Below are 16,543 nucleotides of genomic sequence, written 5' to 3' on the forward strand. Positions count from 1 at the left end.
GCGACGATGCCCATCACACCCGCGGAGCACCCATGGCCAGATCACGCCTGAGCGTGGCCGCCCTCGCTGGCGTCACCGCGCTCACCCTCCTCGGCACCGCCGTACCCGCGACCGCCGCGCCGCCGGTCACCGCCGGCCCGGCGACCACCCGGCCGGTCGTCCACGACGAGCAGATCACCTTCCAGGAGTGGTCCCGCTATCCGGACTGGCGGCGCGGCAGCCACGCCGGCACCCGGGCGGTCCCCGGCGCCCGACCCGGGCTGACCCTGTCCCGGCCCGCCGGCACCACCGACTACACCGACCCGCACACGGGCACGACCCGCACCTGGGAGTACGCCACCTGGACCTCCCCGGTCACCGCGGTCGGCTTCGACGCCACCGAACTGGTCGCCTCGTGGAACGCGACGACCCCCACCGGCACCTGGATCCAGGTCGAGCTCCAGGGCAGCTACAACACCGGCGCCACGACCCCGTGGTATGTGATGGGCCGGTGGGCGGCCGGCGACGCCGACATCAAGCGGACCACCGTCAACCGCCAGGGCGACCCCTGGTCGACGATCTGGACCGACACGTTCAGCATCGACGACGCGGCCGCCGGGGTGCTGCTGCGGGCGTACCAGCTGCGGCTGACCCTCTACCGGGCCCCCGGCCAGAAGGCCGCGCCCGTCGTGCACACGCTCGGCGCGATGAGCTCGAACGTGCCGGACCGGTTCACCGTGACGCCGAGCGCCGGGCACATCGCCTGGGGCGTCGAACTGCCCGTGCCGCGCTACTCGCAGAACGTCCACGCCGGCCACTACCCCGAGTACGACGGCGGCGGCGAGGCCTGGTGCTCCCCCACCTCCACCGAGATGGTGATCGAGTACTGGGGTCGCCGGCCGTCACCGGAGGACACCGCCTGGGTCGACCCGACCTACCCGGACCCCACCGTCAACCACGCGGCACGGATGACCTTCGACTACGCGTACGACGGCGCCGGCAACTGGCCGTTCAACACCGCGTACGCGGCCAGCTTCCCGGGCCTGGAGGGCCGGGTCACCCGGCTGCACTCGCTGGACGAGCTGGAGCGCTTCATCGCCGCCGGCATCCCCGTGGTGACCAGTCAGTCCTTCCTCGCCAGCGAGCTGGACGGGGCGAACTACGGCACCTCGGGGCACCTGTTCGTGGTGGTCGGCTTCACCACCGACGGTGACGTGATCGTCAACGACCCCGCCTCGTCGAGCAACGACGTGGTGCGCAACGTCTACCAGCGCGAGCAGTTCGAGCAGATCTGGCTGCGGACCAAGCGGATCAACGCCAGCGGCGGGGTCTCCGGCGGCTCCGGCGGCATCGCGTACCTGATCAAGCCGGTCCACAAGCCCTGGCCGCACGTGCCCGGCTCCACCAACTGGTGACCTGACCCGCCCGGTAGCCGGTTGATCAAGAGGTTCGCGTCACCCCAGGTCGTCCCGGCGACGCGAACCTCTTGATCACCGGGACTCGTCGGGGCGGGACTCGTCGGTGCGGGTCTGGTCGTCGCCGGCCAGGGCGCTGCGGAGGCGTTCCTTCTCGCTCCGGCGGCGGGCCGACGACTCGGCCATCTCCCCGGCCATCTCGTCCCGCCAGCCCTTCAACAGGAAGAACGACAGCGCCGCGGAGAACACCAGCGCGAGCATCAGCTTGAGGAAGACGCTCATGTCGATCAGCCAGAGGGCCGCCAGCACGAGGACGAACAGCCCGATCCGTCCCAGCGTGTACTTGACCGCCGCGCTCACCCGCACCACTCCGTTCTCGTAGCACCGGCCCGTCCGGCGCACACCTCGGCCCGCTCGGTGGGCCGCTCAGCCAGTGCGGCGGGCCAGCCAGCGGACCCCGGGGAACCACACCACCGCGTACGCCACGGTGAACGTCGCCGCCGCCAGGGCACCCGACACCAGCCCCGGCAGACCGGCAGCCGCGCCGGCCACCAGCAGGCCGGTGACGACACCGACCGCGGCGGCGAGCAGTCCCGCCACCACCCGCGCGGCGCCGAACTCCCAGGCCCGGAAATCCTCCCAGAGCAGCCACGCGGGGAGGATCACCGCGAGCCACCCGTTCGCCCGCCCGAACTCGCCCGCCCCGAACGAGGCGAACGCCCAGTCGAACAGCACCAGGGCGACGACCCCGATCACCCAGCCGGCGAGACTCACGCCGAGAAGGTCACCGAGGGCACGGATGCGCCCCTCGGCGTCGCGCCGGGGGAATCCGCTCTGCTGCTGCTCCGTCATGGTCCTACGAGGGTACGCGAGCGGGCCGCGGGCACCACGTCGGCTCGAGCCGGGACCACCGCCGCGCGCCGCCCGACCCGGGGAACGGAACCGTTCAGGCCCAGACCTGCTGCGGCTCGGCGCGCCGCTGCGCCATGCTCGGCGCCCTGTCGTACTCCCGCACCACGTTGTAGCGGGTGTCCCGCTCGACCGGCTGGAACCCGGCGTCCCAGATCAGGTTGAGCAGGTCCTCCCGGTGCATGGTGTTCGGCGTCCCGTACGCGTCGGCGTCGTGCGTGATCTTGTATTCGACGACCGAGCCGTCCAGGTCGTCGGCGCCGAAGTTCAGCGAGAGCTGGGCCACCGACAGACCGTGCATCACCCAGAAGCACTTCACGTGCGGCACGTTGTCGAAGAGCAGCCGGGAGACCGCGAAGGTCTTCAGCGACTCGGCCGGCGAGGCCATCGTGGTCTGCGCCTGGATCCGGTTACGGATCTTCCCGTCGGCGGAGTCGACGAAGTCGTGCTGGTAGCGCAGCGGGATGAAGACGGCGAAGCCGCCGGTCTCGTCCTGCAGCTCACGCAGGCGCAGCACGTGGTCGACCCGGTGCCGCGGCTCCTCGATGTGGCCGTAGAGCATCGTGGACGGCGTCTTCATGCCCTTGCTGTGCGCCAGGCGGTGGATGCGCGACCAGTCCTCCCAGTGGCAGGCGTGGTCGACGATGTGCTGGCGGACCTCCCAGTCGAAGATCTCCGCGCCGCCGCCGGTGAGCGACTCCAGCCCGGCGTCCATCAACTCGTCGAGGATCTCGTCGGCGGAGAGGCCGCTGATCTTCTCGAACCACTGCACCTCGGTCGCCGTGAAGCACTTCAACTTGACGTTCGGCAGCGCCGCCTTCAGCTCGCGCAGCACCTTCGGGTAGTAGCGCCAGGGCAGCGTCGGGTGCAGACCGTTGACGATGTGCAGCTCGGTGAGCTGCTCGTCCTCCATCTCCTTGGCCTTGCGCACCGCCTCGTCGATCCGCATCGTGTACGCGTCCTTCTCGCCCGGCTTGCGCTGGAACGAGCAGTAGGCGCACGAGGCGGAGCAGACGTTCGTCAGGTTGAGGTGACGGTTGACGTTGAACATCACCCGGTCGCCGTTGAGCTCGGTGCGCCGGTGGTGGGCGAGCCGGCCGAGCCAGACCAGGTCGTCGCTCTCGTAGAGGGCGATCCCGTCCTCCCGGGTCAGCCGCTCACCGGCGTACACCTTCGCTTCGAGCTCGCGCTTGAGTCCGGCGTCCATGGCACGTCCCTTCCACCCGCGGTACCGGTCGAGCCTACGTCGGGGCACCGACGGCCCCGCCGGCACCGTCTCGGCGAGGGCCCTTCACCGAACTCTCAGCCTCCCGTTACCCGCCGGCGCATCGACAACGTTGCCCGGACTGAGGTAAGACAGGATGGGGTCGCGAGGCACTGGTAGCGTCCCCACCGCCGCGCCCACCGGCGCGGCGGCTGCGTGCGGACGGGGAGCGGAATGGTCTACAGGCGGCACGGGCGACGGCAGCGACGACGGAACCCCATCGTCTCCCCGGTGCTTCGTCCGAGGCTCTGGGCCGCCCTGCTCGGCGCGGTCGCCGCCGCGGTCCTGGCCACCCCGGTCTACGCCGATCCCCCACTGCCCACCACCGTGCCGGACAGCGGCTCCCGGCCCACCGTCACCGGCACCCTTCAGCTTCCCGGCGGCGCGCCCCTCGCACCGGGAATGCCCGGCGCCCCGATCGGCGGCGCCTTCGGCGCCAGCTCGCTCGCCGCCCAGGTCGACGCGGCCGTCGCCCAGGTCGGTCTGCTCGGCGACACGCTGCTCCAGCTACGTCAGAAGCGCACCGACGCGGAGACGCAGCTCGCTGCGGCCGACCAGACCCTGAAGGTCGCCCGCGACACCCTGGCGCGGGCCCAGGAGGGCGCCGACAAGGCCGTCGCCGAGGCGCTCAAGGCCCGCGCGGCACTGCCCCCCGCCGAGTTCGCCGACGACATCCAGGGCTGGAGCCAGCTCCAGCGGATCACCCGCGGCGAGAAGGTCGAGGGGTCGACCACCGCGGCCGCCGGTGAGCTGTCCCGGGCGCGCGCCGCCGAGCAGGCGGCCTACGCGGCGTACGCGACGGCGGAGGCGGCGGTCCGCAGCGCCGGCGAGGAGTTCGCCGCCGGCGAGCGGGCGCTGCGCACCGAGGAGGCGAAGCTGCTCAAGCTGCGCCGCGACCACGAGACGCAGCTCGTCCAGCTCGAACGGCAGCAGGAGGCCGCCGAGCAGCAGATCGGTGCCGGCTACCTCCAGGGTCAGAACGCCAACGGCCTGACCGCGCACCCGCGCGCCATGGCGGCCGTGCGCTACGCCCTCGCCCAGCTCGGCGACCCCTACCTGTGGGCTGCGGAGGGGCCGGACCGGTTCGACTGCTCTGGTCTGATGTGGGCGGCCTACCGCTCCCCCGGGGCCGACTACTTCGACCTGCCCCGGGTCTCCCGGGACCAGTACCGGGCGACCCGCGCCCGCACTGTGGACCGCACCGCGCTGCTCCCCGGTGACCTGCTCTTCTTCGCCTCCGGCAGCAGTTGGACGAGCATTCACCACGTCGGCATGTACATCGGCAACGGCAAGATGGTGCACGCCCCCACCACCGGCGACGTCGTCAAGATCTCCACGGTGACGTGGTCCCGGCTCTACGCGGCGACCCGGGTCGTCGGCGCGGTCCCGGCCCCGCCCACCAGCACCCCCACGCCGACGCCCACGCCGAGCAACACGCCGCGGCCCACCCCGTCGGCGACCGGCTCGCCCACGCCGAGCACGACGCCCAGCACCACGCCGAGCGGCACCCCGACTCCGACGCCCACGCCGAGCAACACCCCGTCACCGACCACGCCGCCGCCGACGACGCCGCCCCCGCCCACCACGCCGCCGCCGCCGACGACGGAGCCTCCGTCGCCCACCACGGCGCCGAGCTCCAACTCGCCGTCGGCCAGCGCGACCGCCAGCGCCAGCGCGAGCAGCAGTGAGGAGCCCGCGAGCAACAGCCCGTCGGCGAAGGCCTCGGCGAGCGCCAGCACCGGCAGCTGACCCACAAGCCTCCACTCCGGCTGTGCCGCGGGGGCGGAATGTGGCACCGTGGCATCCAGGCACGCCCGGTCCCGGCCGGGTCCGGGTGCGAGCGTGGCGCGGAGGGCGAGCATGGCCGAGCAGAAGGTTCCGGCGGAGACGGTCGACCCTGCCAGCAGGCCCGTGCCCGAGGAACCGTCCGCCACCAAGCCGGCCGAGGACGCCGGCCCGGTCGAGGGCGACCCAGCCGACGGCGGCCCCACCGGTGACGACTCCGCCAGCCCCGCGCGCACCGACCCCGACGCGGTGACCGACGACGGCGCGCCGACGAGCGGTGCCGCCGGTGACGGCGTGGCGTCGGATGCCGCCGGTCCCACCCCGAAGCCGGCCGCGCCGGTGCGGGCGCGGGCCAGTGTGGCCACGACCACCGGTGGGACCCCGGCGTCGTCGCCGGCGGTCGGCACCACCTACGGATCGGTCAAAACCGATGCTCCGGCCACCGCGCTCCCCGCCCAACGGGACGGCTCCGCGGCACCCGCACGGGCCCGCGCCGCCGTACCGGTCTCCGGCCAGAAGGCGACCGACGAGGGTCGGCCAGCCGCTCGGGCCGGCGCCCCGGTGCCGGGAGCGAGCCGGCCGACGGGTACCGAGGCGGGTGCCGTCGCCCGAGCGTCCGCCGCCGCGCTCGGCGGCAGCCGGGTCACGGCCGACGAGGCGGTCGCGGCCGGGGCGCAGGCCGGATCCGGTGCGACGACCGTGTACCGGTCCGGCCCGGTGAACCCCGAGCCGCCCGAGCCGGCACAGCCCCCGGAGCCGGCTCAACCGCCGAAGCCGCCCACCCCGGAGCCGGAGCCTGCGCCCGCGCCCACCCCACCGGTCCCCGGTCCGACGCCACCGTCCCCGGCCCCGCCGGTGCCCGAGCCCACCCCTCCGGCGCCCGGTCCCCGTCCGGGTCCGCCCAGGCCGGGGCCACGTCCCACGCCGCCCGGGCCGGTGCCGCCCCTGCCGAACCCTCCGGCGCCGCCACCGGGGCCACCGGTGCCACCGCCGCCGCCACCTCCGGGGCCGATGCCGGCACCTCCGTTCCCGCCACCACCGGCGAACTCGGCGTCCGCACCGGCCGCCCGCGCCACTGCTCCGGTGTCCGCCCCACCCGGACGCGCCACTGCTCCGGTGTCGGCGCCACCCGGACGCGCCAGCGCCCCGGTGTCCGCCCCACCCGCGGGCTCCGGCACCCCGGTGTCGGCGCCACCGGGTCCCGGCAGCGCTCCGGTCTCGGCGCCACCGGTCGTTCCCGAGCCCGCCCTGCCGACCTGGCCGCCGGCCGCGAGCCCGGCCGAACTCCGCCCCGCCGGTCGCACCCCGAGCGCGGGAACACGAAGCGGCACCACGCCCACCGACGTCGGGAAGCTCTCCGGCGGCGCCCCGTCGACGGCGCCGTTCGGGGCCGTCCCGCCAGCCCGTACGTCGGTCGGAAGCTCGCGCGACGGCGGCGCCCCGGCCGGCGGTCGCTCCGTCCGGTACGACGGCGGCCCCGACCTCCAGGGCACCGTCTACGGGGCGGGCACCGAGGGCCCGGGGTTCACGACCGTGGCACTGCCCACCAATACGACCGAAACGTCCGGTTCACTCACCGGGCACATCCTGGCGCAGGGCTGGGCGGACGCGCCGGCCGAACGGTCGCGGACGGCTCGGGTCGTGGTCGTCCTGGGTGTGGCACTCGGCCTGCTGGTCCTGGTCAGCGTGCTGCTCGTGTTACTCGCCGACGACGCCGTGAGCGGGTTGATCGGCAACCTCCTCAACGGCTGACCCGCCCGCCCTGCCCTGCCCTGCCCTGCCCTGCCCTGCCTGACGTGCGCGATCTTGCAGTTTCGGCCCCCGGTTCGGGGCATTCGCCCGTTCTCACAGGACACAAACTGCAAGATCGCCGGGGCGGTCAGGGGTGGGGTCGGGTGGGCAGGTGGGGGGCGCGCACCGTTGTCGACTATGGCGGGCGTCGATGGCTCTGGCCGGCGGCGCGGCGTCCGGCGATCCGGTCGACCGACTGGTGAGCCCGCCCACTACGGGTCAGGCCGGGTGGCGGCTCGCGGCCGCCGCCGTACACTTGTGTAGATCACTGACCTGGCGCGCGTTTCCGTGCGCCCCTGGGCGGTCTTGCGGGCGACTTGGCGGCGTTGAGCTGCGGCAGGCCATCGCGAAGATGCGCCCCGCTTGAAAGGCACTTCTTGACCACCTTTGCTGACCCCAGCACGTTCCCGTCCGCCCTCGACCCGACCACCGCTGAGGAGCACGACGCGGCCGCCGAGCCGGCCGCCTCGCCGGAGAGCGCCGGCGACACGCGCGACTTCGCCGCGCTGGGCCTCCCCCAGCCACTCGTACGCGCGCTCGCCCGGCAGGGCATCACCACCCCGTTCGAGATCCAGAGCGCGACCCTTCCCGACGCGCTGGCCGGGCGTGACGTGCTCGGCCGGGGGCAGACGGGCTCCGGCAAGACGCTGGCGTTCGGCCTGCCGGTGCTCGCCCGGGTCGCCGCCGGTGCCGCGGCCCGCCCGCTGCACCCCCGCGCCCTGGTCCTCGTCCCGACCCGCGAGCTGGCCATGCAGGTCAACGACGCGCTGCTGCCGCTCGGCAAGGCGGTGGGCGTCTTCCTGAAGACCGCCGTCGGCGGGGTGCCGTACGACCGGCAGATCGACGCGCTGCGCCGTGGCGTGGAGATCGTCGTGGCCACCCCGGGTCGGCTCGGCGACCTGATCGAGCGGGGCGTGTGCCGCCTCGACGACGTCGAGGTGACCGTGCTCGACGAGGCCGACCAGATGGCCGACATGGGCTTCCTGCCGGAGGTCACCGAACTGCTGGCGAAGACCCCGGCCGGGACGCAGCGGCTGCTGTTCTCGGCCACGCTGGACGGTGACGTCGACACGCTGGTCAAGCGGTTCATGACCGACCCGGTCACGCACTCGACCGCGCCGCCGACCGCGGCGGTGTCCACGATGGACCATCACATGCTGCTGATCCCGCCGCAGGACAAGTTCCCGGTGGTGGCGTCGATCGCGGCGCGCGACGGCCGGACGATGGTGTTCGCCCGGACCCAGTTGGGCGTGGACCGGCTGGTGTCGCAGCTCGCCGCGGTCGGCGTACGGGCGGGTGGGCTGCACGGCGGCAAGACCCAGCGGATGCGTACCCGCACGCTCGCCGAGTTCCGTGAGGGCCGGATGAACGTGCTGGTCGCCACCGACGTGGCCGCCCGCGGAATCCACGTGGACGGTGTCTCTCTGGTGCTGCACGTCGACCCGCCGAAGGACCCGAAGGACTACCTGCACCGGGCCGGCCGGACCGCCCGGGCCGGCGAGTCGGGCGCGGTGGCCACGCTGGTGCTGCCCAAGCAGCGCCGGACCACGTTGGCGATGCTGGAGAAGGCCGGTGTCGAGCCGGAGCAGACCCGGGTGCGGGCCGGTGACCCGACCCTCACCGAGCTGACCGGCGCACGGGAGCCGAGCGGCGTCCCGGTCCGTGAGGAGCCGGAGGAGCCGCGCCGGCAGGGTGCCCGCTCCGGCGGGCCGCGCCGCTTCGGCGACCGCCCCCAGGGCGAGCGCCGCTTCAGCGACCGCCCGCACGGCGAGCGCCGCTACGGCGACCGGCCGCACGGCGAGCGCCGCTTCAGCGACCGCCCCCAGGGCGAACGCGGTTACGGCGACCGCCCCCAGGGCGAGCGCCGCTACGGCGACCGGCCGCAGGGTGAGCGACGCTTCAGCGACCGCCCCCAGGGCGAGCGCCGCTACGGCGACCGCCCCCAGGGCGAGCGCCGCTTCAGCGACCGCCCCCAGGGCGAACGCGGTTACGGCGACCGCCCCCAGGGCGAGCGGCACGGCGGCGACCGGCCGCACGGCGAGCGCCGCTTCAGCGACCGCCCCCAGGGCGAGCGGCACGCCGGAGGCCGGGACGAGCGGCGGGACGGGGACCGCTGGCAGGGCGAGCGCCGCTACGGCGACCGTTTTGCCGGAGAGCGTCGCTACGGGGACCACGACGGGCGTACCCCGGCCCGCGCTCGCTGAGCACTTAGCTGGATCTTGGTAGGTTTCGGCCCCTGGAGGGGCCGTTTCCTACCAAGATCTACTTTGTCTGACTGATGGTGTCGGTCAGGTCGCGTAACGTGCCGCTCATGCCGACCATGCCGAAGTCCCTCTTCTGGACCCGGACCGACACCGCCGGCAGCGAGCACGTCGTCTTCGACGACGGCCAAGGGTTGGCGGCGCGCGGCACCATGCTCGCCGTCGACCCGATCCCGTGGACCGCTCGCTACCGGCTGGCCACCGCCCCGGACTGGACCACCACCCGCTTCGAGATCGAGGTGGAGGGGTCGGGCTGGCTGCGGAGCGTACGCCTGGAAAGGGCCGCCGACCGGTGGCGGGTGACCACCGCCGAGCAGGGTGACCTGGACGTGGCGTTGACCGCCGCCGGGCACCCGCCCGCCGGGCTGCCCGGCACCGACGACCCGGATCGGCTGGCCGACGCACTCGACGTCGATCTCGGCGGGTCCCCGCTGCTCAACGCCCCACCGGTGCACCGGCTCGGCCTGACCAGCGGGCCGGCTGATGTGCCACGCCGGATCACCGTCGCCTGGGTGCTGGTGCCGAGCCTCGTCGTGGTTCCGGCGGAGCAGACCTACACCTCGCTGGGGCCGGGCCGGGTGCGCTTCGCGAGCGACTCGTTCACGGCCGACATCGAGTTGGACTCCGACGGTTACGTGCTGCGCTACCCGGGGCTGGCGGAGCGCGCCGCACCGCGCTGACCCCCGAGCCGCCGGCGTCGCCGCGCCGGCATCCCCACCGCCCCGACGGCGTGCCGCTCAGTCCGCCTCGGCGCGTCGGCGCTGCCGGCGCTGGCCGGCTCGGCCCACCGCCCGCAGGAGTGGCGTGAGTCCGAGCGCCAGGCGCGGCGCGGCGTCCAGCAGCCGCACCTGCGCGCCTCGCCAACGGGGCAGACTCACCACCGGACGTGGCCGCCGGGCCAGCCGCGCCACCCGGGCCGCGACGCGCTCGGGGGTGAGCATCGACCCGGTGAACGAGGCGACGGCGCCCGGGTCGTCGAGCCGGTCGTGCAGCATCGGGGTCCAGATGCCGTCCGGGCACAGGCAGGAGACGCGTACGGCCCGGTGGCCGGCCATCCGCAGGTCGGACAGGATGCCGAGGCTGAACGCGAGCAGCGCGTGCTTGCTGGCCGCGTAGACGGTTTCGCCGGGCGCGGCCACGAGCCCGGCCAGCGACACGACGTTGAGCACGTGACCGTTGCCCTGGGCGCGCATCACGTCCACGGCGGCGAGGGTCCCGTTCATGGCGCCCAGTGCGTTGACGTCGAGCACCCGACGCCGGGTCGCCGCGTCATGCCTCCAGGGCGGCCCGGTCACCAGGATGCCGGCGTTGTTCACCCAGAGCCCGAGGGCTCCGGCGTGCGCCGCCGCCTCGGCGGCCACCTCGGCGCAGGCGCCCTCGTCCCGGACGTCGAGGGCACGGGACCAGCCGCCCAGCGGCTCCGCCACGGCGGCCACGGCCACCCGGTCCACGTCGGTGAGGAGGACCTGCCAGCCGTCCGCGTGCAGGGCGGCCGCGATGGCCCGGCCCAGGCCACCCGCGGCGCCGGTGACGACGGCCGCCCCGCTCGCTGGCGAGATCATCGGCGCAACGTACCGCCGACGGCCGCTCCGCACCAGGCCCCGCCCGTGACGACGCGCGCCCGCTCCAGGCCGTCTCGGCGGCGCGTCGCCCGAGCGGTGGCCGGTTCAGGTGGCGGGCGGGGTGACCGGTTGGGGGCGGTTCTCCCACTTGGTGGAGAGCGCGATGCTGGTGCGGGTGGAGGCCACGCCGGGGGTCCGGTTCAGGCGGACGATCAGCTGCTCCAGTTCGGCGATCGTGCCCACCCGGGCCTTCAGCAGGAACGACTCGACGCCCGCCATGAAGTAGCAGGACTCGATCTCGGGCATCGCGCGGAACGCCGCGAGGACGTCGTCGGTGTCCGCGCCGGAGTCCTCGACGATGCCGATCAGCGCGGTGACGCCGAGGCCGATCGCCTCGGGCGCGACGTCCGCCCGGTAGCCCCGCAGCACCCCGCCGGCTTCCAGCTTGCCGACCCGTTCGTGCACCGCCGGTGCGGACAGGCCGACCTGGCGGGCGAGTTCGGCGTAGGAGAGGCGGGCGTTGCCGCGCAGCAGCTCCACGAGGCTCAGGTCGATGGCGTCCACGGACTGTGACCCTAACGGGTGAGGCGTAACGCCCGGACTCCGGCATCCGTTGAACATGACAGCAGGTAACACTTCGCGTACGCAGAGTCAAAGGAGCGCAGCGCCGGTACCATTGACTAACTTCCCACTCAGTGCGTTTTTCGCGTTTGGCGGACAGGCCAGGTCGCTGGTGCTGTAATTGCCATACGTCCCTCATGACGGCTCTGGGCTCGCACCGGCCGGGGGCAGTGTGTTCAGCCGGGGGCTTCGTCGAACGCGAGGAGGGGGCTGTGGACACTGGAGATCGCCTGCTGACACCGGGTGAGGTCGCCGCGCTGTTTCGGGTAGACCCGAAGACTGTGACGAGATGGGCCGCGGCCGGACGGATCGGCAGCATCCGGACTCCAGGAGGGCATCGCCGGTTTCGGGAATCCGAGGTGCGAGCCCTACTCGAGGGGGAGGGCATGCTGGACGAGGCCGACGACATGGGGAAGGCGCGCAACGTCGGCCCCACCGCCTCGACCGGCCCTGGGCCGGCGAACGCCGGGATGTACTGACGCGTCGCGCGGGCCGGCCGACTGGTCCGGCCCGCGGCCCCGGATCCTCGTCCGGCGCGCCTCCGGGCCGGCGCCGCACGATCAGTCCCGGGCCGCGCCCAGCTCTCCGGACCAGCGTACGAACAGGGTGTGCGGCACGCCCAGCGCGTCCAGCACCTTGCCGGCGACGAAGTCGACCAACTGCTGGGCGGAGGCCGACGCCCCGGCGCCGTAGAAGCCGGGACTGGCGGGCAACACCACGGCGCCGGCATCGTGCAACGCGATCAGGTGCTCCAGGTGGCTGCGGGTCACCGGGGTCTCCCGAGGCACCACCACCACCGGCCGCCGCTCCTTCAGGTTGACCTCGGCCGCCCGTTGCAACAGGTCCTTCGAGAGGCCGATCGCGATCCCGGCGCAGGCCGCCGTGCTCGCCGGGACGACCACCATTCCGCGCGCCCGGTACGAGCCGCTGCTCGGCCCGGCCGCCAGGTCGCCTGCGGGCCAGTGCCGCACGTCGGCGTCGGCGAGGTCACGGCCGAGCCATCCCGCCAGGTCCTCGGCCCAGTGCCCGTCCCGGAACGGGCGGCCCGTCTCGTCGAGCAGGGTCAGCCGGGCCGCCCGGGAGACGACCAGGTCCACCGGCTCCCCGGCGTCGAGCAGTCCGCGTACGACGGCTGCCGCGTAGGGCGTGCCGGACGCACCGGAGACCCCGACGACCCATGGTTCGCGCATACCCACCAGCCTGCCTGGTCGTCGCGAGGGGCCGACGGCGGCCCCCGGTCTCGGGCGCACGGGCAGCACGCGCCGTGTCCGGCCGGGCTCACGACGCCCCCGTGGACCTGCCATGCTGCCGGCAGCGATTCGCACGGCGGCGTCTTCGCGCGGGGGAGGAATCGAGGATGACCGGGTCGGTCCTGGAGTCGCTACGGTCCGAGTGCCCCATCCCGCCACGGCTGTCGCCGTACGCCGACCGGGTGCAGGAGTGGCTGACGGCGGACCTGCTCCCCACCCTCGGCCTCCCGCTCGACGCGGCCGGGGCGCGGCGACTGGCCGGCGCGGGCTTCGCCCGGTACGCCAGCCGGCTCTACCCCGACGCCACGGAGCCCGACCTGCGGCTGCTGACCGCGCTGTTCACCTGGTTCTTTCTGGTGGACGACGCCTGCGACGGCCCGGGTCGACTCGACCTGGGGCAGATCCGGGCGCTGCGCGACGGTGCGGTCCGACTGTTGGTCGACGGCCCGCGTCACCGGCACCCCGGGCTGGCCGGGCCGCTCCGCCGGTTGCTGGTGCGCTCCTGGCGCGAGCCCCGCCGCCGGATGTCCGCCCGGTGGCGGCAGCGCTTCGCCGACGCGGTCGCCCACCACCTGACGGGCACCTGGCGGGAGGCGGCGAACAAGACGGCGGCCCGGGCACCCGGCGTCGCCGAGTACGTCGAGCTGCGCCGCGCGACCTCGGCCGCGTACGTCTCGTTTCCGCTGGTCGAGTTCGTCACCGGCCGCCCGCTGCCGGACGCCGTCTACCACCACCCGCTGCTGCGGGAGATCGCCGACACGGGCAACGACCTGCTCGCCTGGTACAACGACCTGGCGTCGCTGGAGCGGGATCGGGCCACCTCCGGCGGGCACAACCTCGTGCTCGCGGTCGCCGGTGAGCGGGGCGTGTCGACCGACGTGGCGGTGGAGTTGGTCGCCGACCGCTGGCGGGCGTCGATGCGGCGCTTCGTCGAGCTGCGCGCGACGGTGCCGTCGTTCGGCCCGGCGCTGGACGAGGCGGTCACCGACCTGCTCGACGGGATCGCCAACGCGGTCCGGGGCACGATCGACTGGACGATGGAGAGCGCCCGCTACCCGCTAACCCCCTGACCCCGCCCCCCGGTCGCGGGCCGGCCCGACGGAGCAACATCAGGGAAGTAGTGGCCTCCGCCGACACGGGACGCCACTACTTCACTGAAGTTGCGGGAACGCGGCGCATAGCGAGCGCCGCGCACGGCACCCGCGCGTGGGTCAGGCGCGCAGGTTCAGGCGGATCACCAGGTCGAGCAGGGCGAACGCGAACAGCGCGATGCCCACGAAGCCGTTCGCGGTGAAGAACGCCCGGTTGACCTTGCTGAGGTCGGTCGGGCTGACCACCAGGTGCTGGTAGGCGAAGGCGACGGCGGTCAGCGCCAGGCCGATCCACCACAGCCAGCCGAAGCCGACCAGCGCACCGAACCAGATGAACAGCGCGAAGGTCACCACGTGCGCGACCGTGGAGGCGTGCAGCGCGAAGCGCCGCCCGTAGCGCGCCGGGACGCTGTGCACGCCGATCTCCTGGTCGATCTCGGAGTCCTGGCAGGCGTAGATGAGGTCGAATCCGCCGATCCACAGCCCGACGGCGGCACCGAGCAGCCAGGCCGGCCAGGAGCCGGCGAAGGTCCCGGTGACCGCCAGCCAGGCGCCGACCGGCCCGACCGCCTGGGCGATCGCCAGGATCGCGTGCGGCCAGTTGGTGAACCGCTTGCCGTACGGGTAGACGACCAGCGGCACCACGGCGAGCGGGGCGAGCGCGAGGCAGAGCGGGTTGAGCAGGGCGGCGGCGGCCAGGAAGACCACCAGGGCGACGGCCGCGCCGGTCCAGGCCGTCCGCACGCTGACCGCCCCGGTGACGAGTTCCCGCCCGGCCGTACGCGGGTTCCGCGCGTCGATCCGCCGGTCGAGGATCCGGTTGGCGGCCATCGCGAACGTCCGCGCGCCGACCATCGCCACGGTGATCAGCAACAGGTCGAGCCAGCGTACGTGCCCGCCGTTGACCCGCATCGCGGTCAGCGCCGACAGGTACGCGAAGGGCAGCGCGAAGACCGAGTGCTCGATGGCGACCAGTCGGAGGAAGGACTTCACCCGGCCCGGTCGTTCCACGGGCTCCAGCACGGCCGTCATCAGATCCCGTACTCCTTCCAGCGCTTGTCGACCAGCGAGACCACCTCGGGCGACATGCTCATCTCCTCCGGCCAGCCACGGGTGTAGCCCTCGGTGGGGAGTTTGCGGGTCGCGTCGACGCCCGCCTTGCCGCCCCAGAACTGCTGGTACGAGGCGTGGTCCAGGTGGTCCACCGGACCCTCGGTGAGCAGCAGGTCCCGGGCGTAGTCGACGTTGCCGAAGGCGCGGAAGGCGACCTCGTTGTAGTCGTGCACGTCGCAGTCCTCGTCCACGATCACGATCAGCTTCGTCAACGACATCATGTGCGCGCCCCAGATCGCGTTCATGACCTTCTGCGCGTGCTTCGGGTAGCGCTTGCGGATCGACACGATCGCGCAGTTGTGGAAGACACCGGCGGCGGGCAGGTCGTAGTCCACGATGTCCGGGATCAGGAAGCGCAGCAGCGGCGCGAAGATCCGCTCGGTGGCCTTGCCGAGGCCGTGGTCCTCCTGGGGCGGCTGCGACGTGACGATCGAGTGATAGACCGGGTCACGCTGCATGGTCATGCACTCGACGTGCATCACCGGGAACGGCTCCACCGGTGTGTAGAAGCCCGTGTGGTCACCGAACGGCCCTTCCGGCATGCGTTCGCCCGGCTCGATGTAGCCCTCCAGCACCACCTGCGCGTGCGCCGGCACCTGCAACGGGACGGTGAGGCAGTCCACCATCTCGACCCGTTCGCCCCGCAGGAAGCCGGCGAACAGGTATTCGTCGATCTCGGCGGGGAGCGGTGCGCTGGCCGAGTAGGCCACCGCCGGGTCGGCGCCGATGGCGATGGCCACCGGCAGCCGCTGCCCGAGCCGCTCGGCGACGGCATGGTGCGCCGTGGAGTTCTTGTGGATCTGCCAGTGCATGCCGATGGTGTTGTGCGAGTGCTGCTGGAGCCGGTAGAGCCCCAGGTTGCGCTTGCCGGTCTGCGGGTCCTTCGTGTGGGTCAGCCCGAAGTTGTGGAAGATCCCACCGTCGCCGGGCCAGACCTGCAACCCCGGCAGCCGGTTGAGGTCGACGTCGTCGCCGCGGTAGACGACCTGCTGGCACGGGGCCGTCTTGACCTTCTTGGGCGGCATCGACTTGAGCTGCATGACCTTGCCGAGGCCGCCCATCATGCCCGCGAAGCCCTGCGGCAGCTCCGGCTTGAGCATCTCGCCGATCCGCTCGCCGATCTCGTCGAGGCGCTCCACCCCGAGCGCCATGGCCATCCGCTTCTCGGTGCCGAAGAGGTTGATCGCGACCGGCATCTCACCCCGGGTCGGCCGCTCGAAGAGCAGCGCCGGGCCGCCGGCGCGGACGGTCCGGGTGACCACCTCGCTGATCTCCAGGGTGGGGTCGACCGGGACGTCCACCCGCCGCAGCTCGCCCGCACGCTTCAGCGCCGCGAGGAAGTCCTTCAGATCGGTGTACGGGAAGCCACGAGCCGCCATACCCGCCAGTCTCCCCCACCACCGTCGTGGGCCGCCCGGCCGGGTCGGCGCGGCGCGGTCGATCCGACCCACCGGGGTGCGGAGTATGAGCCCCGCCACAGCGCTCGCCGGCCACCCGGAAAG

At 73.5% G+C, this 16,543-nt stretch carries 15 protein-coding genes; 7 read left to right on the forward strand and 8 right to left on the reverse strand.

Annotation, left to right across the window (positions count from 1 at the left end; genetic code table 11):
* The first annotated feature begins 32 nt into the window (after positions 1–32).
* Complete coding sequence (locus GA0070620_RS20520) at positions 33–1,394, forward strand: C39 family peptidase (RefSeq protein ID WP_091593287.1); 1,362 nt, start codon at positions 33–35, stop codon at positions 1,392–1,394.
* 75 nt (positions 1,395–1,469) lie between these two features.
* Here the strand turns inward: GA0070620_RS20520 and GA0070620_RS20525 are convergent, their stop codons facing one another.
* The 3 genes from GA0070620_RS20525 to mqnE all read right to left on the reverse strand — a co-directional run bounded on the left by GA0070620_RS20525 (position 1,470) and on the right by mqnE (position 3,510).
* Positions 1,470–1,754: a DUF4229 domain-containing protein gene (locus GA0070620_RS20525; RefSeq protein WP_091599082.1), complete on the reverse strand. Its 285-nt coding sequence runs from the start codon at positions 1,752–1,754 to the stop codon at positions 1,470–1,472.
* A gap of 66 nt (positions 1,755–1,820) precedes the next feature.
* A complete protein-coding gene (locus GA0070620_RS20530; RefSeq protein WP_091593289.1) occupies positions 1,821–2,246 on the reverse strand; it encodes a hypothetical protein in 426 nt (141 codons plus the stop codon).
* A 94-nt stretch (positions 2,247–2,340) separates the two neighbouring features.
* Entirely contained in the window at positions 2,341–3,510 is a 1,170-nt protein-coding gene (mqnE, locus tag GA0070620_RS20535; RefSeq protein WP_091593291.1) for an aminofutalosine synthase MqnE, read from the reverse strand.
* A 231-nt stretch (positions 3,511–3,741) separates the two neighbouring features.
* Here mqnE and GA0070620_RS20540 point away from each other — a divergent pair, with 231 nt between their 5' ends.
* The 4 genes from GA0070620_RS20540 to GA0070620_RS20555 all read left to right on the forward strand — a co-directional run bounded on the left by GA0070620_RS20540 (position 3,742) and on the right by GA0070620_RS20555 (position 10,084).
* Entirely contained in the window at positions 3,742–5,316 is a 1,575-nt protein-coding gene (locus tag GA0070620_RS20540) for a C40 family peptidase (protein ID WP_091593293.1), read from the forward strand.
* Between the two features lie 111 nt (positions 5,317–5,427).
* Complete coding sequence (locus tag GA0070620_RS34080) at positions 5,428–7,104, forward strand: hypothetical protein (protein WP_091593296.1); 1,677 nt, start codon at positions 5,428–5,430, stop codon at positions 7,102–7,104.
* Positions 7,105–7,520: 416 nt separating this feature from the next.
* On the forward strand, positions 7,521–9,347 hold the full coding sequence (locus GA0070620_RS20550) for a DEAD/DEAH box helicase (protein ID WP_091593298.1): 1,827 nt from the start codon (positions 7,521–7,523) through the stop codon (positions 9,345–9,347).
* 116 nt (positions 9,348–9,463) lie between these two features.
* Complete coding sequence (locus tag GA0070620_RS20555) at positions 9,464–10,084, forward strand: putative glycolipid-binding domain-containing protein (protein WP_091599086.1); 621 nt, start codon at positions 9,464–9,466, stop codon at positions 10,082–10,084.
* A gap of 57 nt (positions 10,085–10,141) precedes the next feature.
* Here GA0070620_RS20555 and GA0070620_RS20560 read toward each other — a convergent pair whose 3' ends face one another.
* Positions 10,142–10,966 carry an SDR family NAD(P)-dependent oxidoreductase gene (locus GA0070620_RS20560; RefSeq protein ID WP_091593300.1) on the reverse strand — a complete coding sequence of 275 codons (825 nt, stop codon included), beginning with the start codon at positions 10,964–10,966 and terminating at the stop codon, positions 10,142–10,144.
* Positions 10,967–11,071: 105 nt separating this feature from the next.
* Positions 11,072–11,530: an Lrp/AsnC family transcriptional regulator gene (locus GA0070620_RS20565; protein WP_091593302.1), complete on the reverse strand. Its 459-nt coding sequence runs from the start codon at positions 11,528–11,530 to the stop codon at positions 11,072–11,074.
* 269 nt (positions 11,531–11,799) lie between these two features.
* On the opposite strand from GA0070620_RS20565, the gene GA0070620_RS20570 reads away from it, so the two are divergent.
* A complete protein-coding gene (locus GA0070620_RS20570) occupies positions 11,800–12,066 on the forward strand; it encodes a BldC family transcriptional regulator (protein WP_091593304.1) in 267 nt (88 codons plus the stop codon).
* Positions 12,067–12,147: 81 nt separating this feature from the next.
* On the opposite strand, the gene GA0070620_RS20575 is transcribed toward GA0070620_RS20570, so the two are convergent.
* Positions 12,148–12,777 (reverse strand): UbiX family flavin prenyltransferase, encoded by a 630-nt coding sequence (locus GA0070620_RS20575; protein WP_091593306.1) that lies wholly within the window; start codon positions 12,775–12,777, stop codon positions 12,148–12,150.
* Positions 12,778–12,944: 167 nt separating this feature from the next.
* On the opposite strand from GA0070620_RS20575, the gene GA0070620_RS20580 reads away from it, so the two are divergent.
* Positions 12,945–13,907, forward strand: a complete 963-nt coding sequence (locus GA0070620_RS20580) for a terpene synthase family protein (RefSeq protein WP_091593308.1) — start codon at positions 12,945–12,947, stop codon at positions 13,905–13,907.
* 141 nt (positions 13,908–14,048) lie between these two features.
* Here the strand turns inward: GA0070620_RS20580 and mqnP are convergent, their stop codons facing one another.
* Both mqnP and GA0070620_RS20590 read right to left on the reverse strand, forming a co-directional pair.
* Positions 14,049–14,960, reverse strand: coding sequence for a menaquinone biosynthesis prenyltransferase MqnP (gene mqnP / locus GA0070620_RS20585; protein ID WP_091593311.1), 912 nt, complete (start codon positions 14,958–14,960; stop codon positions 14,049–14,051).
* Complete coding sequence (locus GA0070620_RS20590; protein ID WP_091593312.1) at positions 14,960–16,420, reverse strand: menaquinone biosynthesis decarboxylase; 1,461 nt, start codon at positions 16,418–16,420, stop codon at positions 14,960–14,962. Before GA0070620_RS20590 ends, mqnP begins: the two co-directional genes overlap by 1 nt.
* Between the last annotated feature and the right edge of the window lie 123 nt (positions 16,421–16,543).

This window comes from Micromonospora krabiensis (assembly GCF_900091425.1).
Taxonomy (GTDB): Bacteria; Actinomycetota; Actinomycetes; order Mycobacteriales; family Micromonosporaceae; genus Micromonospora; species Micromonospora krabiensis.